Below are 26,002 nucleotides of genomic sequence, written 5' to 3' on the forward strand. Positions count from 1 at the left end.
CAACTTTTCTTTTGATTGAATAGTTGTTGGTTTTTTGGGTTTTTTATTGTTTTTTTTATAATTAAAAAGGTTTGTATTGTGTTATATAGCAAAATAATAGCTTTTTAATTGTTGATTCGTTACAGTATTTTGCAATTATTAGTACTATTTTGATGTTTTGTTATAAAAACAATCTTTGAGCTTATATAGGTTAATTGCTACTTTACAGTAGTAAACAAATTACAGTACAATATTGACTTGAATTAAACGAATCGTTTTTTAAATTATCATAGAGGTAAGCTTTTGTTTAAGTTTGTGTTAAAAAATAAAGACATAATATGTCATAGTTATTTTTTTAATCTGTGTTTTTTAGCAAAAGCATAATTATTAATGAATTTGAATTTACCATGAGAAAAATTGTTTTAGGACTTGTTAGTTTGCTAGTATTAAATGTTGTTAATGCTCAACAAAAAGGGATTATGAATACTACAAATAGTCCCAATGTAAAATTTAAAAGTATAGATATTGGAGACTGTACTTGGACAGAAGGTTTTTGGGCTGATAAGTTTAAAGTAGCCGAAGAAACAATGGTTCCTTATATGGGGGAATTGTTAACAGGAGATGTAGGTCATGCGCTTAATAACTTTAAAATAGCAGCAGGCCTAAAAGAAGGAGTACATAAAGGAATGAAATGGCATGATGGAGATTTTTATAAATGGATAGAAGCTTCTATGTATATATATGCTCAAAATAAAGATCCTAAAATAGTAAAAGAGTTAGATGAATATATTGCTATTATAGGAAAAGCTCAAGCTTCTGATGGTTATATACAAACTCAAGTTCAGGCTTCTAATTTAAAAAGATTTGGAAACAGACAATATCATGAAATGTACAATGCCGGACATTTGTTTACATCGGCATGTATTCATTATAGAATTACAGGGAAAACCAACTTTTTAAACATTGCCATAAAGCAAGCAGACTTTTTGTACAAAACGTTTATGCCAGAACCTAAGGGAGATTTAAAACGTTTTGGATTCAACCAAACTCAAATAATGGGATTGGTAGAGTTGTATAGAACAACCAAAGATGAACGTTATTTAAAATTAGCAGAATTGTTTATTAATTTAAGAGGTAAATTAAAGGTTGAGCCAACAAAAGTATCTAGCCATAAGTTTATGGGTGATATGGTTCAAGAACGTACTCCTTTAAGAAAAGCAAAAACGGCAGAAGGGCATGCCGTATTGGCTTTGTATTTTTATGCAGGAGCAGCAGATGTATATGCAGAAACTGGAGAACAAGCTTTGGTTGATGCGTTAGATAGATTGTGGAGTAATGTGGTGAATAAAAAAATGTATGTAACAGGAGCTGTTGGGCAAACACACCACGGAGTATCTTCTCATGTAGATATGGTACACGAAGGTTTTATTAACGAATACATGATGCCTAACTTAACCGCTTACAATGAAACATGTGCTAATATTTGTAATTCTATGTTTAGTTACCGTATGTTAGGTTTACACGGAGAAGCAAAGTATGCAGATGTTATGGAGTTGGTATTGTTTAACAGTGCTTTGTCTGGAATTAGTGTTGAGGGGAAAGATTATTTTTATGCAAATCCATTACGTGTAAGTCACAAAGGTTACGATCCAGGAAACGATACAGAGTTTGATGTTCGTCAGCCTTATATTCCATGTTTTTGTTGTCCGCCAAACTTAGTGCGTACTATTGCAAAATTATCAGGATGGGCATATAGTTTAACGAATAATGGAGTGGCTGTAAATTTATTTGGAGGAAATAAATTATCTACAAAATTATTAGATGGTTCTAAGTTCGAATTGATTCAAGAAAGTCAATACCCTTGGAACGGAGCCGTAAAATTAACGGTTAAGAAAAGTAAAAGAGAAGCTTTTGATATTTTAGTAAGAATACCAGAGTGGGCAAAAGGATCTAAAATTTTAGTGAATGGTAAAACAGCAGAGGTTGAGGTAAAAGCAGGAACTTATGCAACTATCAATCGTAAATGGAGAAAAGGAGATGTTGTTTCTTTAGATATGCCGATGGATATTAAATTATTAGAAGGAAACCCGTTAATAGAAGAAGTAAGAAATCAAGCAGCTGTTAAAAGAGGACCTGTAGTGTATTGCGTAGAAACACCAGATTTACCAAAAAACACTGAAGTTTTAGATGTGTATTTACCCTTTGATTCAGAATTAACAGCTAATTATAAACCAGGTTTTTTAGGTGGAGTAACTACAATTTCTGGAAAATTGGCAATACGTAAAGATAAAAATGAAGAGATGTATAACGAAGTAACTAAACCAATATGGGAGACCCAAAATGTAGAGTTAGTTCCTTATTTTTCTTGGGCAAATAGAGGAGTAAGTGAAATGTCTGTTTGGTTGCCTGTTCTTTGGAATAAGTAATCAGCTATAAGCTTTAGTTCTTTTAAAAAAAAAACAGGTGTTTCTTTGTCATAAAAGTAACTACCTGTTTTTTTTTTTAATATGTTGAAAAAGTGTTGTTTGTAGTGTATATACATCCATAGAATAATAGGTTATTGTACTAATTTTCTACTCTAATTTAATAACTAAAATAGATGAAAACGATCAAGGTGTTTTTCTTAATCTCTTTCTTGTTTATGACGAGTTTGTTCTCTCAAAATAAGGCAAGTATTACTGTAGTAAAGAATTATAAAAATTGGAATTGGAAAGAAGTATACGTAGCTAAAAACCCATATATAAGTGTGGCTGTTGTTCCTCAAGCAGCAGGTAGAATTTTAGAATATAATCTAGGAGAAGTACCATCTTTATGGATTAATCCTAAATTAATGGGGAAAAGTTTTGCACCTACCGATGAGGTTAAAATGCAAGAGTGGAGAAATTTTGGAGGTTATAGATTAGTTCCTTTGCCTATAGAAAATTGTTCGGTAGATAAAGATGGAAATACAGCGAAACGTTGGCCACCACCTGCTATTATTGGAGACAGTCCTTACAAAGTAGAAAAAGGAATGGATAAAAAAGGTAATGAAACAATTGAGGTAACTTCTGGAATACAAGATTTGCCCGTTCCATCGTACAATGGAAAATTAAAACGTTTTGTATATCCCAATAAAATAGAAGAAAAGCTAGAATATAGTAGAAGTCTATATATAGAACCTAATTCTAGTTTGGTGCACATCAATCATCATCTTAAAAATGTGGGAGATAAAGAAATGAAACGAGGAATTATGATTTCTAGTCAGCATGTATCTAGAAGTAAACCAGAATTAACAGACGGAGAAAATTTTGTGGCCTATATTCCTTTTAGTAAAGAATATTTGTTGCCTAATGGAAAACAATACCAAGTAATGTCAAGTCCAGAAGCTAGATGGAAATATATTAACAAAAATCGATTTAAGTTAAATAAAAATAACCCAGAAGATGTAGCAAAATATTACAATCATGGAACTAACTGGAAAGGAGAAGTTGCTCCAGGAATTTATGAAGTGGAGTATGATTATAATTTAATGGCTGGTTTTCATATTGTTTCCTCAGAATCTTGGATATGCTATGTGAACAAAACAAATAACACCGCTTTTGCAAAAATGATGGAACCTTACGATACTTCTTTAGCGTACGATCATGGTTTGAATATGGCTATTTTTTGTAGCGGATTAGAAACAGGTTACTTAGAAACAGAAGTAAAAACTCCTTTATACAATTTAAAACCTTCAGAAAGTTTTGATTATAAAGAAATTCATGGAGCTGCAAAAATTCAGAATACACCTGTATTAGCAGTTACTATGGCTGGAATTACCACTCAGAAATTGAATTGTGAAAACGGACAGGTTTTAGGAAGTTATGGAATATTTGTAGCATCATCTGCCTACTTAGTTGCAGAAAATGAAAAGGGAGTTGAAATTGATAGGATATTTATAGAAAAAGTAAACCCATTACAACCACTTAATGTACATGTACATTATACAAAATTGTTTAACAAACTAAAAATAGTATTGGTTGATGGAGATAATAAAGAGTACGAATTAGATAAATTTAACAAGTAATAAAATGAAAAATAAATTGAAAAAAAAAGGTCTAAGTTTTTTAGCAATTGTATGGACTATTACAAGTGTTTTTGCACAAGATAAAAGACCTAATATACTCGTTATATTATGTGACGATTTGGGGTATGCAGACGTAGGTTTTAATGGATCGAAAGATATTATTACTCCCAATATAGATGCTTTGGCACATCATGGAACTATATTTTCATCAGCCTATGTAGCACATCCATTTTGTGGTCCAAGCAGAACTAGTATTATGACAGGACAATATTCTCATGCCATGGGGGCACAATTTAATTTGATCAGAAATAGCGAAAAATACAATTTAGGAATTCCGTTAACCGAGAAATTCATCAGTAAAGAATTGCAACAAGCAGGTTATTTTACAGGAGCAATAGGAAAATGGCATTTAGGGTCTAACGAACAGTTTCATCCGAATAAACGTGGTTTTGATGAGTTTTATGGTTTTTTAGGAGGTGGACATAGGTATTTTCCAGAGCAGTACAGACCTATTTATGAGAAACAAAAAGCAGCAGGAAATAAAGATATTTTTGATTATTTAACGCCCTTAGAATACAATGGGACACAAGTAAAAGAAACAGCATATATTACCGATGCATTTTCTAGAGAAGCCATTACGTTTGTAAATAAAGCTGCTCAAAAAAAAGAACCTTTCTTTTTGTATTTGGCCTATAATGCACCACACCTTCCTTTAGAAGCAAAAGAAGAAGATATAAAAGTGTTTACATCTATTAAAGATAAAAACCGTAGGACTTATGCTGCTATGGTATATGCTGTAGATAGAGGTGTAGGGGAGTTGGTAAAAACCTTAAAAGAAAAAAATGAGTTTGAAAATACATTGATTGTTTTTTTAAGTGATAATGGTGGAAAGTTAGGAGTAGGATCTGCCAATAACAATCCTTTAAAAGAAGGAAAAGGAAGTGCTTATGAAGGGGGTTTTAGAGTTCCAATGTTTTTTCATTGGCCTAAAAAAGTTAAAGCAGGAAAAGTCTTTGAACACCCTGTGTCTTCTATAGATTTTTACCCCACGTTTGCAGGTTTGGCAAAAGCTGATATGTCTAAAAACAAAAAGCTTGCAGGTAAGGATGTTTGGTGTAGTGTTAAAGCAAATAAAAATCCGCACAAAGATGAGATGCTTTATATATTAAGACATAGAACAGGATTGAGCGATGTAGCTGCAAGAAAAAATGAATGGAAAGCTTTAAAAGTAGGAACTCAAAAATGGAAGTTATTTAATATTGTAAAAGATATTAGAGAAGAACATGACTTGAGTACTCAACATCCAGAAATTTTAAAAGGATTGGTTTCTGAAGCAGAAAGATGGAGTAATACGCATGCAGAACCTAAATGGTTTCATTCTTTGGAAGAAGGTGAGTTGTGGAAACAATATAATATGCCTAGGTTTGAGGAAACGTTTTTATTGAAATAAAGCATATAATAAAGAAAAAAAAAGCAACCAGTTGGTTGCTTTTTTTTTGTGAAACGGATTTAATAATTATCAAATCGGTACAATTTTAATTATATATTTATAATATATTTGTTTTCAAACCAAAAAGAATGAATAAAAAGAATGCACTAATACTGCTGTTTCTTGTATTTACCTGTGTTATTTTTTCACAAGAGTCTAAGCTAAATAAATTTAAAACCCTTAACATATCCAATGGATTAACCCATAACGGAGTTACTTCTATTTTTGAAGATTCTAGAGGTTTTGTTTGGATAGGGACTTATGATGGGTTAAATAAGTACGATGGATTTAAAATTAAACAGTATAAGAATACTTATAAAAAAGAAATTTTAACGAGTAATAGAGTACGTTGTTTAAATGAAGATGAGTCTGGTAATTTATTAATTGGTACCGATAAAGGTCTTTCTATTTACAATTTAGAAACGGAAGAGTTTTCTAAAATATTTAGTAATACATTTAAAAGTGTTTTAAAAGAACCCATAATTAGAAGCATTACAATTCATCCAGATACGGAAGAGATTATATGTGCTACCGAGGGAGAAGGATTACTTGTTTTTAATAAAGATTTTAGCTTTCAGGGGCAGTATCATCTTTTTAACTCAAACAATAATGTAAAAAGAAATATAATTTTTAATGGAATTTCTTTAGATAATGAAAACTATTTATTTGCAACCTCTGGTTATTTATTACAGTTTAACATTGTTACGAAAAAAATAAATTTTCTAGATATAGAAGGAGTTTTTAGTACTAGTTTTATAAATAGATTAGATGAGGATACTTTTTATGTAGGAAAAAATGCTGGGGGAGTTGCGTTTATAGATTATAAACTAATCAATAAAAAATATGTATTTACAGCCCAAGATGCACTATTAAAACAATTTCGTTTTTTTTGTGCTAATATAGATTACAATAACAAGTTATGGTTGGGAGATACTAGAAATGGGATTGTAAAAATAAAAGATGCTCAACAGTTTTATAACTCAAAAAACACAATAGTATCAGATAAAAATTTTTCTCTAGAAAAAACAAGAATGAGTACCATTAAAACCTTTAACAAAAGATATTGTTGGGTAGGTTCTTTTGATAATGGAGTTACGATTATAGATTTAAAAGAAAATCCATTTCGTTATGAAAAACTAAAACTGAGTAATTTTTTAGATCTAGTTCCTTTAAGTAAAAACAAGTTTTCTTTAGGAGCTACTGGTGATATGCTTAAAACGTATGATGTGACCACCAAGCAATATGATATTTTTGAAGCCAATTTGACTAAGTGGGAAAGAAATAAAGCATGTATTATGTTGTCAGATTCTAGAAACGATAGATGGATTGGGTTTTCTGGAGGCAATAAAGAAGTAATTGCTAGAGTAAAAAAAGGAAGTTCTAAAGTGGAAAGAATTTTATTATCTAATAAATATCAAGGTGGAATTAAAGATGTTGTAGAAGATAAGAGTGGGAATATTTGGGTCGCCTATGAATACAATATTTATAAAATTAATATAGATACCAATGGTACTTTTTTAAGTAAAGAAAGTCTTAAGGAAAATGTAGCTTTTAAAAATAAAAGTTATTCAACATATAAATATTTATACATAGATCCTTTATATAATTTTTTATGGATAGGAGATAAAGTTAGTGGATTATTAAGAGTTGAATTAAAAAAAGAAGTTCCTTTAAAAGAATTGGTAATAGATAATTATATAGCAGACAAACATGAGCCATATGCTATTTCTAATAATTTTGTAACTTCTATTGTTAGATTGCCCAACAATCAATTATGGATTGGTACTGAAGGAGGTGGGATTTGTAAAGTAGAAAATAGTAATAAAACTCCTAAATTTATTCCGTTTACAGAAAAGGAAGGATTGTCTAATAATGTGGTGAAAAGTATTATTGCGGATGAGGATCAAAATTTATGGATTTCTACCAATATAGGATTGAATAAATTTGATGTTAAAAAGAATACTTTTAGAAGTTTTACTTTAGAAGATGGATTGCCTTTTGAAGACTTTCATTACAACTCTATAAAACTATCCGAAGATCAATTTGTTTTTGTTGGAAACCATGGTTTTTGTTATTTTAATCCCAAAAAAATAATTCAAAAAGAACCTTTGCCAAGAGTAGAGTTTGGTGATTTTAGAATTTATAATAAAGTTGTAAAACCAAGAGACACCCTTGAAGGAAAAATTGTTCTACAAAAACACTTAACCAATGGAACTCATATAGAATTAAATCACAATCAAAATGTTTTTTCTGTAGAGGTAGTTCCGTTGCATTACTCTAGTTACAAAAACCGTTTTATAAAATATAAATTAACCCCTTTACATCAAAATTGGATTGAATTAAAAAGTGGTCAAAATTTAATTGAGTTTAATGGATTGCAATCAGGAAATTATAAATTGCAAGTAAAAGCATCTAACTCAATACAAGAATGGACAACTCCCAAGGAGTTGAAAATTGAAATACATCCTGAATTTTGGAAATCTAATATTGCATATGTTTTATATGTGTTGTTCGGATTTTTAATTATTTATATAGTCTTTCAAATTTTCTTTAAAATTCAAAAACTAAATCACAATTTAGAAATAGAGCAATTAGAAATAGATAATTTAAAAGATTTAAACGAATCTAAACTTCGATTTTTCTCCAATATTACTCACGAAATAAAAACTCCGGTAACATTAATATCTGGACCTGTAGACTTTTTATTATCAAAAATAAAAGCAGGAGAACAGGTAGATGTTGTAGATAAATTAGGAATTGTACAAAGGCAATCAAAAAGAATATCTCAACTGATAGATCAAGTAAATCAATTTCAAAAATCGGATGAACGACAATTAAAGATGAATTATGAAACATTTTGTTTTGATACTTTTTTAGGAAATTTATCTACAGATTTTAATTTTTTAGCTCAAAAAGAAAACAAACAATTGGTTATAAATAGCGGAAATAACAAAACAATTTATGTTTCTGCAGATAAAGATAAAATAGAAAAAGTATTTAATAATTTATTTAGTAACTCTTTTAAATACACAAAAGCCAAAGATAAAATAGAAATCAATTATTATTCTGATGAATCTAACTTAATTGTTTCTTTTAAAGATACAGGAAAAGGGATTTCGTCAGAAGATTTACCAAATATTTTTGATCGTTTTTATCAATCGCAAAGAATGACCAAAGAATATATTGGAGGAGCTGGTATTGGCTTGGCCTTTTCTAAACGTTTGGTAGAAATGCATTATGGATATATTAATGCAGATAGTGAGGTAGGAAAAGGAACCGAAATACATATAAAGCTACCTATTATTGTAGAAGAGCTAGACAACCAATCTCAAATTGAAGAAGTATTACAACAAGAAGAAAAATTTGAAGTAAGCACAATAGCATCTTATACCGAAGTTGATTTTAGCTCTATAAAATCTGATGAAACATTTGCACAGGCTAAAATATTTTATGCAGAAGATAATGTAGATATGAGAAACTTTGTAACAGAAATGTTATCACATTTTTTTGAAGTAAAATCCTATCCAAACGGAGCAGAATGTTTAGAAGCTCTAGAGAATGAATGGCCAGATATTATTTTAAGTGATGTGTTAATGCCAGAGTTAAATGGTTTTGAACTATGCAAGTCAGTTAAAAGTAATATAAAAACCAGTCATATTCCAGTAGTTTTGTTAACGGCTTGTATTTCTACAGATGAACAAATTCAGGGAATAGAAGAAGGAGCAGATGCTTACATTAAAAAACCTTTTAACACGCAGCAGTTGGTTTCTACTATAGAATCTTTACTAAGAAATAGAAAGCAGTTAAGAGAGCGTTTTAAAATTGATTTTCCTTTGGAGTTAGAAAAAAATACAGACTCTAAAAAGAACATGGTTTTTATAGAAAAGCTATATGATTTAATTTTAGAAAACTTAGATAATAAAGATTTAGATATAGATAATTTAGCCAAACATTTGTATTTAAACAGAACTCATTTTTATCAAAAAGTAAAAGAAATTACCAATCAAACTCCTTTTGAATTGTTAAAAGACTTTAGATTAAAAAAAGCTGCAGAGTTTTTGGTGAGAGAAAAAATGACTGTAAATGAAGTTTTTGTAGCTACAGGGTTTAAAAGTAGGTCTCATTTTAGCAAAGTTTTTAAAGACAAATACAACGTAACTCCAGGTCAATTCGTAAAAAAAGGATTGGATAATTTACCGGATACCAACAACGATTAAAGATACTTACAAAAGTATAATTTACACAAATCCCTTAGTTTTTTAATAAAAACTAAGGGATTTGTGTTTTTGTGATGTAGAGTTAAGTGTTTGTTTTTTAGTAGATTATATCTTTTCTCTTCGGTATTTGTCAATTTTGTGTTTGTATTTGTACGTGAGCGTACAAATTATTTACCGAGTCGCATAAGACTAATGTATATTAATTTGAAATTTGTTTTTGATAATATGACAACAAATTGTTCTTATTGTTTTTTATTAAACAATAAATAGGATAAATGGTTGTGAGATAGGTAGAAAACTCATAGCTTTTAGTTGGAATAGTATCATATATAAACTATCAAAAACCAAATAAATATGAGAAATCTATTTTTTTTACAAAATCAACAAATTGCATCGCGGACTGTCAACAAAGCAAATTTGATGAAATTTTAAAAAACAAAAACTAACTTAAATGAAGGAATATAAAAAAATAGAAATAGAAACTATAGTAAGAAAAATAGCTCTTATTATGTTTTTATCACTAGTATGTTTTCAGGGGAAAGCATATGCACAAAATAAAATAACAGGTGTTGTGACTAGTTCGGCAGATGGATTGCCATTAATTGGAGCAACGGTTCAAAAACTGGGATCTAAATTAGTAACTAGTACAGATTTTGACGGACAATATATTATTAAAGCTAAAGAAGGGGATGTTTTACAGTTTTCTTACTTGGGGATGTTGTCTAGAACTTTAACAATTAAAGGAAATGTTTTAAATGTTACTTTAGATCCAGATCAACAAGAATTAGATGAGGTTGTTCTTATTGGATATGGTTCTGTAAAGAAAAAAGAAATTACAGGAGCCGTAGCAAGGGTAAAGGCAGAAGACATTGAGAATATTGTTACATCTGATTTAGGCTCTGCTTTGCAAGGACAAGTTTCGGGGGTGAATATTGTTTCTAGTGCAGAACCAGGAGGAGGTTCTGATATTTTAATTAGAGGGGTTACATCATTAACAGGTAGTAATGATCCTTTATATGTGGTAGATGGTGTAATTCAAGATGGAGATCCTAGAATTGCTCCCAACGAAATTGAAACTATTGATGTTTTAAAAGATGCAGCTTCAACAGCTATATATGGAACTCAAGGAGCAGCGGGGGTAATTTTAATAACAACAAAACAAGGAGAAGCAGGTAGTTTAAGAGTAGCTATAAATTCTAGCTATGGTATTAAAGTTTTAAATGGTTCTCCAACTCGTTTAATGAATGCTAATGAACAATTGTTTTCAATTTTAGTACAAAGTAGAAACTCTACCTCTTTAACATTAGGAGATGACCAATTGGACTTAGGTTTTAGTTTGCAACCAACAGCATATCAGAACGATACTAATTTATATGATTATGTAGTTATTGATAATCAACCTACACAAAATCATTCTTTAAGTATTTCAGGAGGAACTAAAGAGATTAAATACAATGTAACAACTGGTTTCTTTCAGCAAGTAGGTACTTTAGTTAATTCTAAGTTTGAACGTTTTAATGTTAGAGCAAATACAGCTTACACAAAAGATAAATGGGACATTAAAGCTAATATTGCTGTAACAACAGAAAAAAATCAAAAGTCACCAGGAGGTCTTATTACACAAACTATTAAATATTCTCCATTACAACAAGATTTGCAAAACAATGATGTAGATGAAGAATTAGTATCTTTAGGAGGATCTACAGCTACAGTGTTAGGTTGGGTGTTGGATAGTTTTCAAAACGAAAATGAAATTAATACCATAAGGGCAAGTACAACGTTTAATGCCATATACAAATTTACAGATAAATTTAGATTAACTTCTAGAGTTGGTTTGTCATCATATTATTCATATGGACACACATTTAATCCGTTGCAAGAGGTAACTGATGTTTTTGGAAATTCTCGTAGTCCAGCTTCTAGTAGTTCTGTAGGTAATTCTGCTCAAAAAAGATTAAGTCAAACATTTGATTTATTTGCAAATTATAAGTTTGATTTTTTAAAAGATCATAATGTAAACTTAACAGCAGGTGGTTCTTTTCAAAATTCAGATGTTGAAAGTTTTAGTGCGAGAGCTTCAGGGGTAGTAGATAATTCAATTAAGGTTTTAAATGGGGCAAGACTAAACCCATCAGTAGAATCTGGACCAGACAGTACTACAAACACGTTTGGTATGCTTTTAAGAGTTCAATACAATTATAAAGGAAAATATATATTCAGTTCAAGTGTTAGAAGAGATGCCTCTTCTAGGTTTTCTGAAGATAATAGGTCTGCTATATTTCCATCAGCTTCTTTTGCATGGAATGTTTCTGATGAAGATTTTTGGAATGATATAAAAAGCACGGCAAATAACTTTAGACTTAGAGCTTCTTATGGAGCTGTAGGGAATGAAAGAGTTGGTAATTACTTATATCAATCAATTTTTACAACAAATTATCAATATGCTTACGGACGTTCTGGAAATGATAATTTAGTAAATGGTAACATCCAAAATGGATATGCCAATGAAAAATTAAAATGGGAAACATCCATACAATCTAACTTTGGATTTGATTTAAGTTTGTTTAAAAATAAATTCACTTTAACAGGAGAGTATTATAGAAAAACAAATGAAGAAATGTTATTTCCGATACAGTTAGCAGGTTCTACAGGAGCAGCAAATAACTCTACAATTGTATTAAATATTGGTAACATGAAAAACCAAGGATTTGAATTTGCTTCTAAGTACAGAACCAATGTAGGGAAGGTAAAAGTTAATATGAGTGCTACATTTTCTACAAACGATAATGAAGTATCTAGTGTTGAGGGACTTGGACGTTTTACACTTGCAAATGATTCTGGTTTAATTTCTGGAGCCAAAGATCAATCTCAAGTTACCGCTATAGCAACAGGTTATGAAGCAGGAGCTTACTTTATTTATTCAACAGATGGTATTGTAAATACAAGTGAAAAATTAGCAGAATATCAAAAAATATCACCTCAAGCAAGAATGGGAGATTTGATTATTGTTGACACAAACAATGATGGTGAAATTACAAATGATGATAGAACGTATAGAGGTAGTGGTTTGCCCGATTTTGAAATTGGTTATAACCTAAACACAAACTACAAAGGTTTTGATTTTTCTATGAATTGGTATGCTGCTATTGGACATGAAATTATGAATGGTTCTAAAGCAACAGCTTTTGGGTATGGTCGTCATCAAGATTTAATTTATCAATGGTCAGAAATAAACCCAGTAACATCTGTCCCTTCTTATAAAGGAGCAATTAAAAATCATGCAAATTATAATGGTAATACTGATTTATGGTTAGAAAAAGGTGATTATTTACGATTAAAAGCTGCTACAATAGGATACAGTTTGTCTAAAAAATCATTAGAAAAATTAGGAGGTTTAAGTAAGTTTAGAATTTATGCTACAGCCCAAAATCCTATAACATTTACAAAATATTCAGGATACGATCCTTCTGTTGGAGGAAATATTGCTAATAGAGGTTTAGATAAAGGAGCATATCCAATTACAGCTACGTATTTATTAGGGCTAAACTTAAACTTTTAATTAAAAAAGAAATATCATGAAACATATAAAAATTAATAACATATTTATATTTTTTCTGTTTTTTAGTCTGCTTTCGTGTTCAGACGAATCTTTAACAGAATTAAACCCTAACAGCCCGGTGGTTAGTTGGGAAAGTTTAAAAGATACTCAAAAAGGCTTAAATTCAATATACAACTCACTATTAGATGAGTCTTTATTAAGTATTAAAAACGAAGCTATACGATCAGACATGGGGTACCCAGGGTATGGTAGACCTGTTCCAGACAGAATTGATGCTCAAGTAATTTATAACCAGTCCTATAATAGTGGTACACCTTACATTAGTGCTAAATGGGATGCACATTATACTACCATATATTATGCTAATCAAGTAATTAATGGTTTAAATATAATAAAACCTACGCTTGAAGAAACAGAAATTGAAGATTGGGAGTCTCAAATGGCTCAAGCAAGATTTTTTAGAGGGCTAATGCATTTTTACTTACATTCATTATACAACAATGGTCGCATTATTATTAGAGATGAAATACCTAATGTTGAAACTGGTTTTGGTAAAGGATTATCTTCATCAGAAGAGGTTAAAGCTTTTTTTAGAGAAGATTTAATGTATGCATATGAAAAATTACCAGAATCTTATCCTGATAATTATCTAGGTTCTGCTACAAAATGGGCAGTAGCTACTTTTTTAGGAAAAAGTCACTTATATGCAGAAGAATATGCTCAAGCTAAAGTTTATTTTAATGATGTAATTAACAACGGTGGCTATGAATTGGTAGAAGATACTTCATTACTATTTAAAACTCCTGGAGGAGAATTTAATAAGGAGTCTATATTTGAATTGGCATACAATACAGAGCATAGAAATGATTTTACAGTATGGGAAGCAGGTAAAATGTCAAATCAATTATCTCATGAAAGTACAGCTAATACAGGATTTTATCCACCTGCTTGGATTGTAAATGAATACAAAAATGAGGAGTTAGATTTAGCAGACTCTAGAAACTTCTTTACAGAAGTTAACCCAGATGGTACAACAAAAGATGTATTAAGACCTATATCTTTAAGAGCCTCTACTATGGTTGCAATTGTAAATGATGAATTATCTGATTACGGAACAGGAAAAACAAAAACACCTGATGCAATTAAAATTAATAATAATGGTTGGGGATTTGGTTATTATAAAAAATACTTAGATTTTTCTAATACAGATTCTAGAGGGTCAAGAAGTAGAGGTTCTAATGTTATTGTTTTAAGATTAGCTGATGTACATTTAATGTTGGCAGAGTGTTTAATTCAAGAAGATGATTTAGAAGGAGCTTTAGAAAATATTAATGCTGTTAGATATAGGTGGGCATTACAGTTATTAGGGAAACCTAATCCTAAATGGCCAGACTCAACATTTGAATCGGATAAAGATACTGATGGAAATACAGATGCTGATTATGTGGAGTATACTAAAGAAACTTTAATGAATCGTTTAATGTATGTTGAAAGACCTTTAGAATTGTCTGTAGAAGGAAATGCTGATAGATGGATTGATTTGAGAAGATGGGGGAAACTTAAAGAAAATTATGAAAAATTGTCAGGAGAAGTATTTTACCTAACGAGTTATACTTATGATGCACATGACAAAGATACTGGTTTTTTAACGGGAAGTACTACTACAAAAAATAATTCTGAAATTGTAGATGTAGACCCTGGGGCAACAGGTTTAAATATAATTGATTATGAATATGATGAGGCTTTTATAAACTACAACGCTACATTACATGATTATTATCCAATACCGCTTAATGAAATATTAAGAAACCCTGAGTTGAACTAATAAAATAAAATCAAATGAAGAAAATAAATAAAATAATACCGATAATTATTACTGTACTACTATTTGTAGGTTGTAATAATGAAGAGGTTGAAGCTTTAAGTGATTTAAGCGATGCAACCTGGACTATTTCTGAAGGTAGAAGCAATGCTACAGAAGATTCAGATATTGATTATTCTAAAAATGTATATGAGTTCATCTCTTTTATAGATTTGTCACAAAATGCATTGAGTCATGAATGGCATATAGCGGAAGAAAATAAATACTTAAAAACAGGGTTTAAATCTAAAGATAGCTTGCCTTTATTTGTAGATAATAGTTTAGGTACTGTTTCTAAAAATAAGGCAGCACATGTAATGTTTTTAAAATCAGGTATTAATGATGTAACGATAATAAATACATTTAAAGATTCTGTGAATTTTAGAGGGTCTAATGTAATTTCTTCTGTTAGAAAAGGAGATGTATATGAAATTACAAGAACTTGGAAAGTAGATGTTTATGATATTATTAAACCAGAAGTGAAAATTTCGGATAAAAACGGAACTGTAATATTTAATAGTACAGTAGATAATGTTCCTGTAAAAAAAGAGGATTGGGTGACGGTTAATGTAGAAGCTGGAGATTTTTTAACATATGAGGATCTTTCCACTGTAGGAAGACCAAATGCTAATGGTTGGAAAGTAAGTGCATCTAGTGAAAAAACAGCTAAAGGTAAATTAACAAATAACTTTACATTCTTTAAATTAGGAGAAGGATATGATGCAGGTGTTTTAACAGCAGCTCGCGAAGGTGATGATATTCCTAATGCTAAAACGGATTATACTATTCCTGTTAAAATTAATGTAGTTCAATCATCTCAACCTTTTGTGTTAGCAGATTCAGGAATTAAAAGAATTTCAAACAATGTTATAGAGTTAGGTGTAACGGGAGAAGTAAAGGCTTTAAAAGAGCAAGAAGGAGATTTTACTGTACATGTAACTAATGGAGGTTTTGATCAAGATATTAATGTTGTAAAAGCAGAAGTTAGTAGCCTTGATAAAACGAAGATACACTTAACTTTAGAATCAAGATTGTATAATACAGATATAGCTACAGTTAGTTATGTAGGAAAAACAATATCCTCTTTAGATGAGAGAGAATTAGTAGAGATTACAACAGAGCCAGTGAAATTTGTTGGAGGAAACATATTAGGAGAAGATCATTTTGGTTTTGAAACTGGAGGTAAGGAGTGGTTTATTCAACATCCAGATCAATGGTCATATAGTACTTCTTTTGCAAATTCTGGAACTAACAGTTTAAAGTTTGAAACGGTTACATCTTTAATGGGGGGTAATGCAAAAGTACAAGGTACAGGAGCTACTAATTTAAATATTCCTGCAGCTACTTATACTTATTCATTAAAAATTTATATAGATCCAAATACAGACTTATCTAAATTAATAACTAATTTTTCAGGTCCATGGAAGCCACATACGTGGGATTTATCTGCTGTTGCTAAAGGAGAATGGGCTACTTTATCTGCTGAAATAGAACTTGGAGATTACGACCCTGCTGCAAAAGGAAAGTTGATATTTCAAGTAAATAAAGCGGATATCTCAAGTGATAATGCCAAATTTTTTGTAGATGATTTATCTTTAGTAGAAATAGAATCGAGACCATAAAAAGTCTATTTAACAGAGGTTAATAATATTAAATTAAAAAAAAATGAAAAAAATAATATATATAATAGTAGTCTTATTCACTGTAGTGCTAACAAGCTGCAGTGAAGAGGAAAACCCTTTTGAAAAACCGGATATTGAATTGGTACCTATTTATAATGTAACTGTTCAAAATCCTACGGGAGATGATAATATTACTTCAGGTTATAAAAGTGTTATTGTTCCGTTTAAAATTGAAATATTTAAAGAAAAGAATTACATAGTTCATTTTATAAACTCAGAATTAGCATCACCAATTAAAGAGTTTTTTACTCAGTCTACAGCCTATGTACCAGCAACTACAGATCCTGTTGCCGCAGCAAAAGAAGGTGTTTTTAAATATAATTATAAAATCATTTTAGATGATTTTGTAACAGAGTTTCCAGATAAAGTAATTACGGTAAAAGAAAATTCTGATTATTCAATAGAAATAAAAAACACAGATATTGATGGGAATAAGCTAGATGTAATATCAGGTTTAGGATTAACGATAGAATCTACAAAAAAGGTTATTACTGTAGTAGACAAAATTGATGGAGATGTTAATGCTAGTCCTGTAGTTACACCATCAACAGATGATATTGGTGAAATAACAACAGAGGTTACTGTTGATGATACAACTAATAAAACAACGACTACTGTTACTACAGTTTCTACGGCTAAATCTATAATTTCAGTAAAAGAGATAGAAGTATATAATTAATAAAATTTTTTAATGCTTTAAAAAGACAGCTTAACAGCTGTCTTTTTTTTGATTTAGAGTTTAAAATAGCATCATTTTAGTGTATAATATTAATGTATATTTAAAGTTATACCAAAGAAGTATTTTAAAAGTCTTTTGTGTAATAATTTTATGTTTCTATAATATATTTATTTCCATTTGTATGACACTATCTCAAAATTGGTGTAAGTTAAAAATTCAGGGTTCAAGTATTTTATATTTGGATCCTCTTTTCAAATATAGCCAAAAATTGATTTAAAATTATGATCCAATTTCTAATGGGCATCGTCTATTTTTTGTTGATTCCCTTAAAGCAAGAAAAACAGATTTAAGACTTTCTCTTTTCTTTACCAACATTGTGTTATAAGAACTATCTCTATCTCTTGGAACAGCTATTTCAGTCTCTCCTATGGTTGTTCTCAATTTCTTTTTAGAATAACCATTTCTGGCGTTACTAGGACTTCGTTTTTTGAAACTTGTCATATAATCCATATGACCATCTAGTTCTCCTTCTAAGATTTGCTCTATACCTTGCTAATGAATCTGAGTTAGAGAATTGGTAAGCTCTTCTCCTGACTTAAATTGTTTTAAAAAGTCATCTTGTCATAAGTTTTCGGGATTCATAATTAATATAAACTTTAAAAGTTAAACAAAAAAAACAGGGTTGAATATATATATTCAACCCTGTTTTGAAACTTATACACATATCGGCCTAGTGTAGTGTCTGCTTTAATTTTATTATTCCTCTTCTTTTTCTTCAGAACTCCAAAACTCTCTTTGTTTGTTTAGTTTTCTTTCTTGCTCTGCATATTCTTCTACAGAAATAACTTTTAAGAAAGAAGGATGTTGCTCTATAGCAAATTCAATTTTTTTAAGAATGTCATTTGCATCTTCTTTGTCATAATCAATTTCTAAAGGTTGTTTAATCACCATAGATTGTAAAATTCCACGTTTCTTTATCAGTAATCCTTTTTTATCAAAAGATCTTCTAAATCCATCAATTACAATAGGGATTACAATAGGTTGATAGGTTTTAATTAAATGTGCAGTACCTCTTCTTACAGGATTAAAAGGTTTGGTAGTTCCTTGCGGAAATGTAATAACCCAACCATCATCCAATGCTTTTTTAATATTGGTAATGTCAGACATTTTAACTTGTCTTTTTACATCTTTACCCGCAGCTCTCCATGTTCTCTCTATAGAAATAGAACCTACATAAGCAAATATTTTAGGTAACAAACCAGCTTTCATGGTTTCTAATGCAGCAATATAGTACAAGTTTAATTTGGGACTTAATAAATAAGTCCATCTTTTTAAACTATTGTCTCTACCATTTAGCGTAGCAAAAAATACATGGTACATAGCAGCTACATCTGCAAAATAAGTTTGATGATTTGAAATGAATAATACATTTCTGTCAGGAAGGTCTTTTAGTATTTCAGAACCTTCAATTTTTAATTTATTAAAACCATTGTATCTTCTATAAGAAACGATTCCAATTATGCTGATGATTATTCTTTTTAAAAAAAGGTATTGCCCAAAAGGGTTTTTTTTAAATAAGCTCATTTATATCTTATTATTTTTTCTAGTAAAAAACAAATTTACAATAATTTGTTCCTAATTATAGTGTTTTTAGTACTTCTTTAGCTTCATTAAGAATCATAGCTGTAGCTCCCCAAATTCTGTAATGATTATAGACAAAACAAGGGATTTCTATGTTTTTTGCATAGGAAGTAGAGGATTTAAAGGTAGCTATTTTTTTTGGATCCAATAAGTTGTTTAAAGGGAAATGAATAATTTGATCCACTTCGTGATTGATTGTGAAATTAGGAGTTTTTTTAAGAATTCCTATATATGGATTTACCGAAAAATTGCTAGGAGGAATATAAATAGTTGTTAATTGTTTTAATACAGTAATCTCATTTTTAGCAATTCCAACTTCTTCAAAAGTCTCTCTAAGAGCTGTTTCTTGTAAATTAATATCAAAGTTTTCTTTTTTACCTCCAGGAAAACTAATTTGACTACTATGTGTACCTTTATAACTAGCTCTTTTAGTTAGTAATATATTTGTATTATTGTTGGCATCAGGGTATAACAACATTAGTACACCTGCTTTTTTTGCGTTTTCCGGAATTTGGTATTCTGTAAATGTAGGTCTACTAAAAGGTGCTAATTCTTTGTGAGCTTCAATGCCCTTGAGCGGAACATTTTTTAGCAACTCAATATTATTTATAACTTGGTTAAAATCCATCTTTTGTATATTTTAACACTATGAAATCCAAATATATTAAAATCATCCTAAGTGTTCTGTTAGATTTAATAGGAATGTTATCTTATTTAGTTCCAGAGTTAGGGGAGTTTATAGACATCGTATGGGCTCCTTTATCTTCTTTTATTTTGATAAAACTATATAAAAATAAAGTCTCTAAATATATGGCTGTTATAGGTTTTGTAGAAGAAATATTACCTTTTACTGATCTAATTCCAACTTTTACAATTACCTATGTTTTAAGTTTGTTTTTTGATAAAAAAGAAGCTAAGATTTAAACTTCATTCGTTTCATCATTTTATTCTGCATGTTTTTAAAAAATTTGTATTGACCAACTAGCCAACCTGTATAGGGTAAGGTAAATTGATAGACAATAAAAACAGGAACAATATATAAAATATAATAAATAACAATGTTTAGGTTTTCTTTGGTAATACCTATTATAGAAAGTGTAGGTCTAACAATATAAGCTGCAAAAGAACCGTTAATGCTAAAAGCAATTAGTATTGCTACTATTTCCCAGTTAGATGTAAGGCCCCAACGCTGTTTTAATTTGTCCATCAAAAATAATTTGGGACAAAAATAACCGATAAACTAGTATATACAACAAAATGTTACTTATAAAAATTTATTTTTTAAATCTGGAGTAGGAATCATACAATTATCTTTTTTACCAAACCACCTATATCTATTTTTGGCAATAAAATCATAAACCCAATCTCGTATTGGTTTGGGGATAATATAAAAGACATAAATAGCTGGGTACAATCCTTTTAAGTGTTTAGCAATAGTTAATGCAGCACTAGATTTTGTGTAAATTTTAGTTTGGGTTATTAACAGTATAGAGTCTATAGATTTGTACTTATTTCCTTTACTAGCCAAATAATTTTGAGCTTCTATATTTTGTAAAGTAGCAAAATTAAAAACGTTTTTAACGTCATTTTTAATAATTAACTGAACAGAATTATCACATAAATTACAAACACCGTCAAACAAAACAAGGTGTTTACGCTTTATAAGATCTTCTATGTTTTTAAAACTATTACTCATTTTATTTTCTAAATTTGCCAAACTTTTAAAAATCAAATATACCTATATAATATATGAAAAATACAAGATTATTTTTGATGTTGGCTATATTCACAATTGCCATTCAAGCTCAAGAAACAAAATTAAAGAATAAAGGTAAATTTTATGCTTACTGGGGATGGAATAGATCGGCTTATTCAGCATCTGACATTACCTTTAAAGGAGACGATTATAATTTTACGTTAAAAGATGTAGTAGCTAAAGACAAACAGATTCCTTTCTCGGCTAATAAATATTTAAATCCAGGAAATGTTACCTTGCCACAAACCAATGCTGCAATAGGGTATTTTTTTAGTGAAAACTATAGTGTTGTCTTAGGATTAGATCATATGAAATATGTAACGGTACAAGACCAGTGGTTAACTATTAATGGAGAAATTGATCCTAGTTATGGTGTTGTAGGTGCAGACGGAGCTGTATCTCCTTTTGTAGATAATGGAATTAAGCAAACAGAAGATTTTTTAAAATTTGAGCATACAGACGGATTGAACTATATTCATTTGTCAGTAAATAGATTTGATGATATTAGTAGTCGTTTTGGATTGCATTCCGAAAATTTTGTCATTAATTTAACAGAAGGTATCGGTGCAGGAATTTTATTACCTAAAACAAATTCAACGCTATTAGGTAAAGAAAGACATGATGATTTTCATGTATCAGGATATGGAATACATGCTCAGTTAGGTCTTAACTTTGTTATTTATAAACACTTTTTTATTCAAACAGATTTAAGAACGGGGTATATCAATATGTCAGATATAAGAACAACACAAAGTAAATCTGATTCTGCTTCACAAGATTTTAAATTTATACAAGGAACTTTATTGATAGGTGGTAGATTTAAAATTTTCTAAGAAAACATAATTATAAATTAAAAGGGTTTATCATTTTAATGATAAACCCTTTTTTTATGTTCTTAAAAAAGAAAACCCTTTGAATAAACAAAGGGTTTTAAATGTTAAAAATGTAGGGTAAATTATTTTACGTTTACCAATTCTACATCAAATATTAATGTAGCATCTGGTGGAATTACTCCTCCAGCACCCCTAGAACCATATCCTAAATCAGATGGAATTACCAAACGAGCTTTGTCTCCAACTTCTAATAATTGAATTCCTTCATCCCATCCAGAAATAACTTGACCAACTCCAATGGCAAAATCAATAGGTTGCTTTCTTTCATAAGAAGAATCAAATACAGTTCCATCAGCCAATTGCCCTTTGTAGTGTACTGATACTTGTTGTCCTTTGGTAGCTTTTTTACCAGAGTTTCCAGACTGAATTATTTTATACCTTAATCCGCTAGCTGTTTTTTCATATCCAGCAGCTAATTTTTCTAATTCTAATTCACGAGCTTCTGCTTGTGCTTTTAAGTTCGCTTCTCTAGAACCTTCAAAAGTTCTAAATGCTTCAATTGCTTTAAATTTTTCAGCCGTTTCACCTACTGCAATAATTTCTAAAGTCTCAATCTCATCACCTTGCTCAATAGCATCAACAATATCTTGACCTTCAATAACGCTTCCAAAAACAGTGTGTTTACCATCTAACCATGGAGTAGCTGCATGTGTAATAAAAAACTGAGAACCATTAGTTCCTGGTCCTGCGTTTGCCATAGATAATTTTCCAGGAGTATCATGCTTTAATTCTGCTACAATTTCATCGTCAAAACTATAACCAGGGTTTCCTGTTCCAGTTCCTTGAGGACATCCTCCTTGAATCATAAAATCTGCAATTACACGGTGGAATTTTAATCCATCATAATAAGGAGTTCCTTGTGGTTTTGCCTCGTTTTCCATGTTTCCTTCTGCCAAAGCAACAAAGTTACCTACCGTTCCAGGAGTTTTTTCAAATTCTAAGTTTACTAAAATAGCACCTTTAGAGGTGTTAAATTTTGCGTACAATCCGTTGTTCATCTCTTTTTTATTTATTTTAAAGATGGATTTTAGTGATGAAAAATTCACACTAAATCCGATGTTTACATTGTTTGAGTTGATACTTGTTGAAGGTGATGTTACCTTACCTGCAGAAGCCATTATAGAGAATGTATTGTTTATATGGTAATACGCTCCAACTTTTGCTTTGGCAATAATTCCTTCTTTTGTATCAATTCCAGCACCTCCACCAGCTCCTACTAAGAACTCGGTGAAAAACTGTATTTTTTCTTTTGCAAATATAGGAGAATAGAATCCGAATCCAACCATTCCATCGGCATAACCACCTGCTCCTAATTCACTTTTTTTATCAGTTCCATTATAGGTAGCTTCATAAGCAAAAGAAGCCTGTCCTGTTACATATAAAAATTTGTTAATATCATAGTTTAACTGTAGTGCTAATAAGTGTAAATCTATAGGTTCTCTTTGGTGTCTGTGTATATCAAAATAGGTTTGATGCTGTGCACTAAATCTAATTCCGTTACTTTTTAGTTGATAAGCTCTTTTGTTGTTTTCCAAATTATAAAAACCACCCGTATAAGTATTAATTTTTAAACCTGCACCTAAGGTATAGGCTTCAAAATCTCCATCAATAGCTCTTAAATAACCGCCATGACCTTGTAAAGAAATGGTTTTGTTTAATTTGTATTCCAATCCAAAACTGGGGTACAAAGTAGCTCCACCTTCTTCCTTTATTCTACCTCCTGCAGCCCCAAAAGCAATTTTTGTAAATACATTAAAATGTTTGGTTTGTATAGGTTCGTAACCAATACCACCAAACAAATCCATAAAACCAGCTGTTAAACCCTTATAAATAGCATCTGTATGTACAAAGGCAAAAGTGTTAGACGTTATATATCTTTGATATTCAAAACCTAATAAATACAACGTATTGTCAATTAATTCAAATTGATTTGCTGCATCTTTACGAGAGTTTCCGATAGCAATAAATTGATCTGTACGTAAAACAAATCCGTTTTTATGAAATGCTCTATACCACGGAGAGTTTGCATTAGGTCTAAATTGTTGATGGGCTTTTTTATAATTACCCACCCGAACATTAATGGGGATTTCTGCAAAAATAGAAGCAGAATTACTTTTAATACTCCCTGTGTAAAAATTAAAATGGCTGTATTGTAAACCAATGTTAAATTTAGGGAAATGATATAAAAATCCAATGTTAGGATTTATATAAGCTCCTTTGTTGATCAAATTTCTGTAACCACCACCACCACCAAAATTTATATTACCATCTAAAAACAAATTAGAAAATATTTTTTGTTGATAGCCCAAAGCGAGTCCTAATGTAAATAATCCTCCTTGATCTCCAAATAAAGCCGCATGCATGTTAAGGCCTCCATATATGTTTTTATGAATAGGAACTAAGTAATGTAGTCCTGCCAATCCCATAGTTGTTTTTAAATTATTATGCTGTTGAATAGGCATTGCAACAGGTATATAATTTAAACGTATGTGATTGTTTGAATTATAAAAACCAAAATTAGAAGAACTGTTTTCCTGTCCAAATGTTAGAAAAGTAATAAAGCATAAAAGCCAGAAAAACAGTTTATACATTTTATATCTTATTTAAATTCACTAGTAAAGTGAAGTTTAACTGACGGATATTTATCTTGTGTCATTTGTATGGTAAAAGCAGAATCTGCTAAAAACACTAACTGACCTTGTTTGTCTTTTGCTAAATAACGCTGTTTTACTCGTTTAAATTCGGCAAATTCTTCTTTGTTATTTGTAGGTTGTACCCAACATACTTTGTGCATGTTTAAGTTTTCGTAAGTACATTTAGCTCCATATTCGTGTTCTAAACGGTACTGAATTACTTCGTATTGTAAGGCTCCAACGGTTCCAATAACCTTACGTCCGTTTAATTCTAAAGTAAATAATTGTGCCACACCTTCGTCCATTAACTGGTCTAATCCTTTGTATAATTGTTTAGACTTTAAAGGATCTGCATTGTTTACATAACGGAAATGTTCCGGAGAAAAACTAGGAATTCCTTTAAAGTTGATGATTTCACCTTCGGTTAAAGTATCTCCAATTTTAAAGTTTCCAGTATCATGCAATCCTACAATATCTCCTGGAAAAGATTCATCTACAATCTCTTTTTTCTCTGCAAAAAAGGCATTGGGACTAGAAAACTTCATTTTTTTACCATTACGAACATGTAAATAAGGCACGTTACGTTTAAAAGTACCAGATACAATTTTTATAAATGCCAAACGGTCTCTGTGCTTAGGGTCCATGTTGGCATGAATTTTAAATACAAATCCGGTTAATTTATTTTCTTTAGAATCTATTATTCTTTCTTCTGCTTCTTTAGGTTGTGGAGTAGGAGCAATTTCTATAAAACAATCTAACAATTCTTTTACTCCAAAATTGTTTAATGCAGAACCAAAGAATACAGGTTGTAAGTCTCCGTTTAAATAATCTTGTTGATCAAATGGAGGATACACTCCTTCTACCATTTCTATATCTTCTCGTAAAGTGTTTGCTGCTTTTTCTCCAATTAATTGATCCAATTCAGGAACGTTAATATCTGTAAATTCAACTCCTTTACTTATTTTTTGTTTTTTATCTCCATCAAAAAGATTAATCTTCTTTTCCCAAATATTGTAGATCCCTTTAAAATCGTAACCCATTCCAATAGGAAAAGAAAGTGGAGTAGTAGTTAATCCTAATTTTTGTTCTACTTCATCTAATAAATCAAAAGCATCTTTACCTTCACGGTCTAATTTGTTGATAAAAACAATGATCGGTATTTTACGCATTCTACAAACTTCTACTAATTTTTCAGTTTGAGGTTCTACACCTTTCGCAACATCAATAACCACAATAACACTATCAACAGCTGTTAAAGTCCTAAATGTATCTTCAGCAAAATCTTTGTGACCCGGTGTATCTAAGATGTTTATTTTTCGATCTTTATAAATAAATGCCAATACAGACGTAGCTACAGAAATACCACGTTGACGTTCGATTTCCATAAAATCGGAAGTTGCTCCTTTTTTTACTTTGTTGTTTTTTACGGCTCCAGCTTCACTAATAGCTCCACCAAACAATAATAATTTTTCTGTTAAAGTAGTTTTACCTGCATCGGGGTGAGAGATAATACCAAAGGTTCTTCTACGTTTAATTTCGTCTATAAATGCCATCTTGTTGAATTAAAT

The 26,002-nt window shown here is 30.4% G+C and carries 16 protein-coding genes and 1 pseudogene; 10 read left to right on the plus strand and 7 right to left on the minus strand.

Annotated features, from left to right (window positions below):
• Window positions 1-458 precede the first annotated feature (458 nt).
• From FHR24_RS08950 to FHR24_RS08985, 8 genes are all read left to right on the plus strand, one after another.
• Window positions 459-2,405 (plus strand): glycoside hydrolase family 127 protein, encoded by a 1,947-nt coding sequence (locus tag FHR24_RS08950; protein ID WP_317166190.1) that lies wholly within the window; start codon window positions 459-461, stop codon window positions 2,403-2,405.
• Window positions 2,406-2,578: 173 nt separating this feature from the next.
• The gene (locus FHR24_RS08955; RefSeq protein WP_167187225.1) at window positions 2,579-4,024 is read left to right on the plus strand and encodes a hypothetical protein; all 1,446 of its coding nucleotides are present in this window, start codon (window positions 2,579-2,581) and stop codon (window positions 4,022-4,024) included.
• Between the two features lie 4 nt (window positions 4,025-4,028).
• The gene (locus FHR24_RS08960) at window positions 4,029-5,474 is read left to right on the plus strand and encodes a sulfatase family protein (protein WP_167187228.1); all 1,446 of its coding nucleotides are present in this window, start codon (window positions 4,029-4,031) and stop codon (window positions 5,472-5,474) included.
• A gap of 128 nt (window positions 5,475-5,602) precedes the next feature.
• Window positions 5,603-9,730, plus strand: coding sequence for a hybrid sensor histidine kinase/response regulator transcription factor (locus tag FHR24_RS08965; RefSeq protein ID WP_167187231.1), 4,128 nt, complete (start codon window positions 5,603-5,605; stop codon window positions 9,728-9,730).
• Between the two features lie 451 nt (window positions 9,731-10,181).
• Complete coding sequence (locus FHR24_RS08970) at window positions 10,182-13,289, plus strand: SusC/RagA family TonB-linked outer membrane protein (RefSeq protein ID WP_243846536.1); 3,108 nt, start codon at window positions 10,182-10,184, stop codon at window positions 13,287-13,289.
• A gap of 16 nt (window positions 13,290-13,305) precedes the next feature.
• Complete coding sequence (locus FHR24_RS08975; RefSeq protein WP_167187234.1) at window positions 13,306-15,114, plus strand: RagB/SusD family nutrient uptake outer membrane protein; 1,809 nt, start codon at window positions 13,306-13,308, stop codon at window positions 15,112-15,114.
• Between the two features lie 14 nt (window positions 15,115-15,128).
• On the plus strand, window positions 15,129-16,772 hold the full coding sequence (locus tag FHR24_RS08980; RefSeq protein WP_167187237.1) for a hypothetical protein: 1,644 nt from the start codon (window positions 15,129-15,131) through the stop codon (window positions 16,770-16,772).
• Between the two features lie 43 nt (window positions 16,773-16,815).
• Window positions 16,816-17,511 (plus strand): hypothetical protein, encoded by a 696-nt coding sequence (locus tag FHR24_RS08985; protein ID WP_167187240.1) that lies wholly within the window; start codon window positions 16,816-16,818, stop codon window positions 17,509-17,511.
• Between the two features lie 351 nt (window positions 17,512-17,862).
• On the opposite strand, the pseudogene FHR24_RS08990 reads toward FHR24_RS08985, so the two are convergent.
• The 3 genes and pseudogenes from FHR24_RS08990 to FHR24_RS09000 form a co-directional block, all read right to left on the minus strand.
• A pseudogene (locus FHR24_RS08990) lies at window positions 17,863-18,153 on the minus strand (transposase); the annotation flags it as partial.
• Between the two features lie 114 nt (window positions 18,154-18,267).
• The gene (locus FHR24_RS08995; protein WP_167187246.1) at window positions 18,268-19,095 is read right to left on the minus strand and encodes a lysophospholipid acyltransferase family protein; all 828 of its coding nucleotides are present in this window, start codon (window positions 19,093-19,095) and stop codon (window positions 18,268-18,270) included.
• A 55-nt stretch (window positions 19,096-19,150) separates the two neighbouring features.
• A complete protein-coding gene (locus FHR24_RS09000) occupies window positions 19,151-19,780 on the minus strand; it encodes an NUDIX hydrolase (RefSeq protein WP_167187248.1) in 630 nt (209 codons plus the stop codon).
• 20 nt (window positions 19,781-19,800) lie between these two features.
• Here FHR24_RS09000 and FHR24_RS09005 point away from each other — a divergent pair, with 20 nt between their 5' ends.
• Window positions 19,801-20,076, plus strand: a complete 276-nt coding sequence (locus FHR24_RS09005) for a hypothetical protein (protein WP_167187251.1) — start codon at window positions 19,801-19,803, stop codon at window positions 20,074-20,076.
• On the opposite strand, the gene FHR24_RS09010 is transcribed toward FHR24_RS09005, so the two are convergent.
• The gene (locus FHR24_RS09010; protein ID WP_167187254.1) at window positions 20,066-20,359 is read right to left on the minus strand and encodes a DUF6787 family protein; all 294 of its coding nucleotides are present in this window, start codon (window positions 20,357-20,359) and stop codon (window positions 20,066-20,068) included. The two genes, FHR24_RS09005 and FHR24_RS09010, sit on opposite strands and share 11 nt — an antisense overlap.
• Window positions 20,360-20,416: 57 nt before the next feature.
• A complete protein-coding gene (locus tag FHR24_RS09015; RefSeq protein ID WP_317166191.1) occupies window positions 20,417-20,869 on the minus strand; it encodes a thiol-disulfide oxidoreductase DCC family protein in 453 nt (150 codons plus the stop codon).
• Between the two features lie 32 nt (window positions 20,870-20,901).
• Between FHR24_RS09015 and FHR24_RS09020 the strand changes: the two genes are divergently transcribed.
• A complete protein-coding gene (locus FHR24_RS09020; protein WP_208412320.1) occupies window positions 20,902-21,741 on the plus strand; it encodes a hypothetical protein in 840 nt (279 codons plus the stop codon).
• A 122-nt stretch (window positions 21,742-21,863) separates the two neighbouring features.
• Here FHR24_RS09020 and FHR24_RS09025 read toward each other — a convergent pair whose 3' ends face one another.
• Together FHR24_RS09025 and FHR24_RS09030 are read right to left on the minus strand one after the other, a co-directional pair.
• Window positions 21,864-22,799, minus strand: coding sequence for a peptidylprolyl isomerase (locus tag FHR24_RS09025; RefSeq protein WP_167188292.1), 936 nt, complete (start codon window positions 22,797-22,799; stop codon window positions 21,864-21,866).
• 1,601 nt (window positions 22,800-24,400) lie between these two features.
• Entirely contained in the window at window positions 24,401-25,987 is a 1,587-nt protein-coding gene (locus tag FHR24_RS09030) for a peptide chain release factor 3 (RefSeq protein ID WP_167187257.1), read from the minus strand.
• Window positions 25,988-26,002: the final 15 nt, after the last annotated feature.

It is taken from the genome of Wenyingzhuangia heitensis (assembly GCF_011762155.1).
Taxonomy (GTDB): domain Bacteria; phylum Bacteroidota; class Bacteroidia; order Flavobacteriales; family Flavobacteriaceae; genus Wenyingzhuangia; species Wenyingzhuangia heitensis.

Bases quoted from the DNA above. Each gene is read 5' to 3' on its own strand.
- FHR24_RS08950 (WP_317166190.1), top strand. From the start codon at position 459: ATGAATACTACAAATAGTCCCAATGTAAAATTTAAAAGTATAGATATT.
- FHR24_RS08955 (WP_167187225.1), top strand. From the start codon at position 2,579: ATGAAAACGATCAAGGTGTTTTTCTTAATCTCTTTCTTGTTTATGACG.
- FHR24_RS08960 (WP_167187228.1), top strand. From the start codon at position 4,029: ATGAAAAATAAATTGAAAAAAAAAGGTCTAAGTTTTTTAGCAATTGTA.
- FHR24_RS08965 (WP_167187231.1), top strand. From the start codon at position 5,603: ATGAATAAAAAGAATGCACTAATACTGCTGTTTCTTGTATTTACCTGT.
- FHR24_RS08970 (WP_243846536.1), top strand. From the start codon at position 10,182: ATGAAGGAATATAAAAAAATAGAAATAGAAACTATAGTAAGAAAAATA.
- FHR24_RS08975 (WP_167187234.1), top strand. From the start codon at position 13,306: ATGAAACATATAAAAATTAATAACATATTTATATTTTTTCTGTTTTTT.
- FHR24_RS08980 (WP_167187237.1), top strand. From the start codon at position 15,129: ATGAAGAAAATAAATAAAATAATACCGATAATTATTACTGTACTACTA.
- FHR24_RS08985 (WP_167187240.1), top strand. From the start codon at position 16,816: ATGAAAAAAATAATATATATAATAGTAGTCTTATTCACTGTAGTGCTA.
- FHR24_RS08995 (WP_167187246.1), bottom strand. From the start codon at position 19,095: ATGAGCTTATTTAAAAAAAACCCTTTTGGGCAATACCTTTTTTTAAAA.
- FHR24_RS09000 (WP_167187248.1), bottom strand. From the start codon at position 19,780: ATGGATTTTAACCAAGTTATAAATAATATTGAGTTGCTAAAAAATGTT.
- FHR24_RS09005 (WP_167187251.1), top strand. From the start codon at position 19,801: ATGAAATCCAAATATATTAAAATCATCCTAAGTGTTCTGTTAGATTTA.
- FHR24_RS09010 (WP_167187254.1), bottom strand. From the start codon at position 20,359: ATGGACAAATTAAAACAGCGTTGGGGCCTTACATCTAACTGGGAAATA.
- FHR24_RS09020 (WP_208412320.1), top strand. From the start codon at position 20,902: ATGAAAAATACAAGATTATTTTTGATGTTGGCTATATTCACAATTGCC.
- FHR24_RS09025 (WP_167188292.1), bottom strand. From the start codon at position 22,799: ATGAACAACGGATTGTACGCAAAATTTAACACCTCTAAAGGTGCTATT.
- FHR24_RS09030 (WP_167187257.1), bottom strand. From the start codon at position 25,987: ATGGCATTTATAGACGAAATTAAACGTAGAAGAACCTTTGGTATTATC.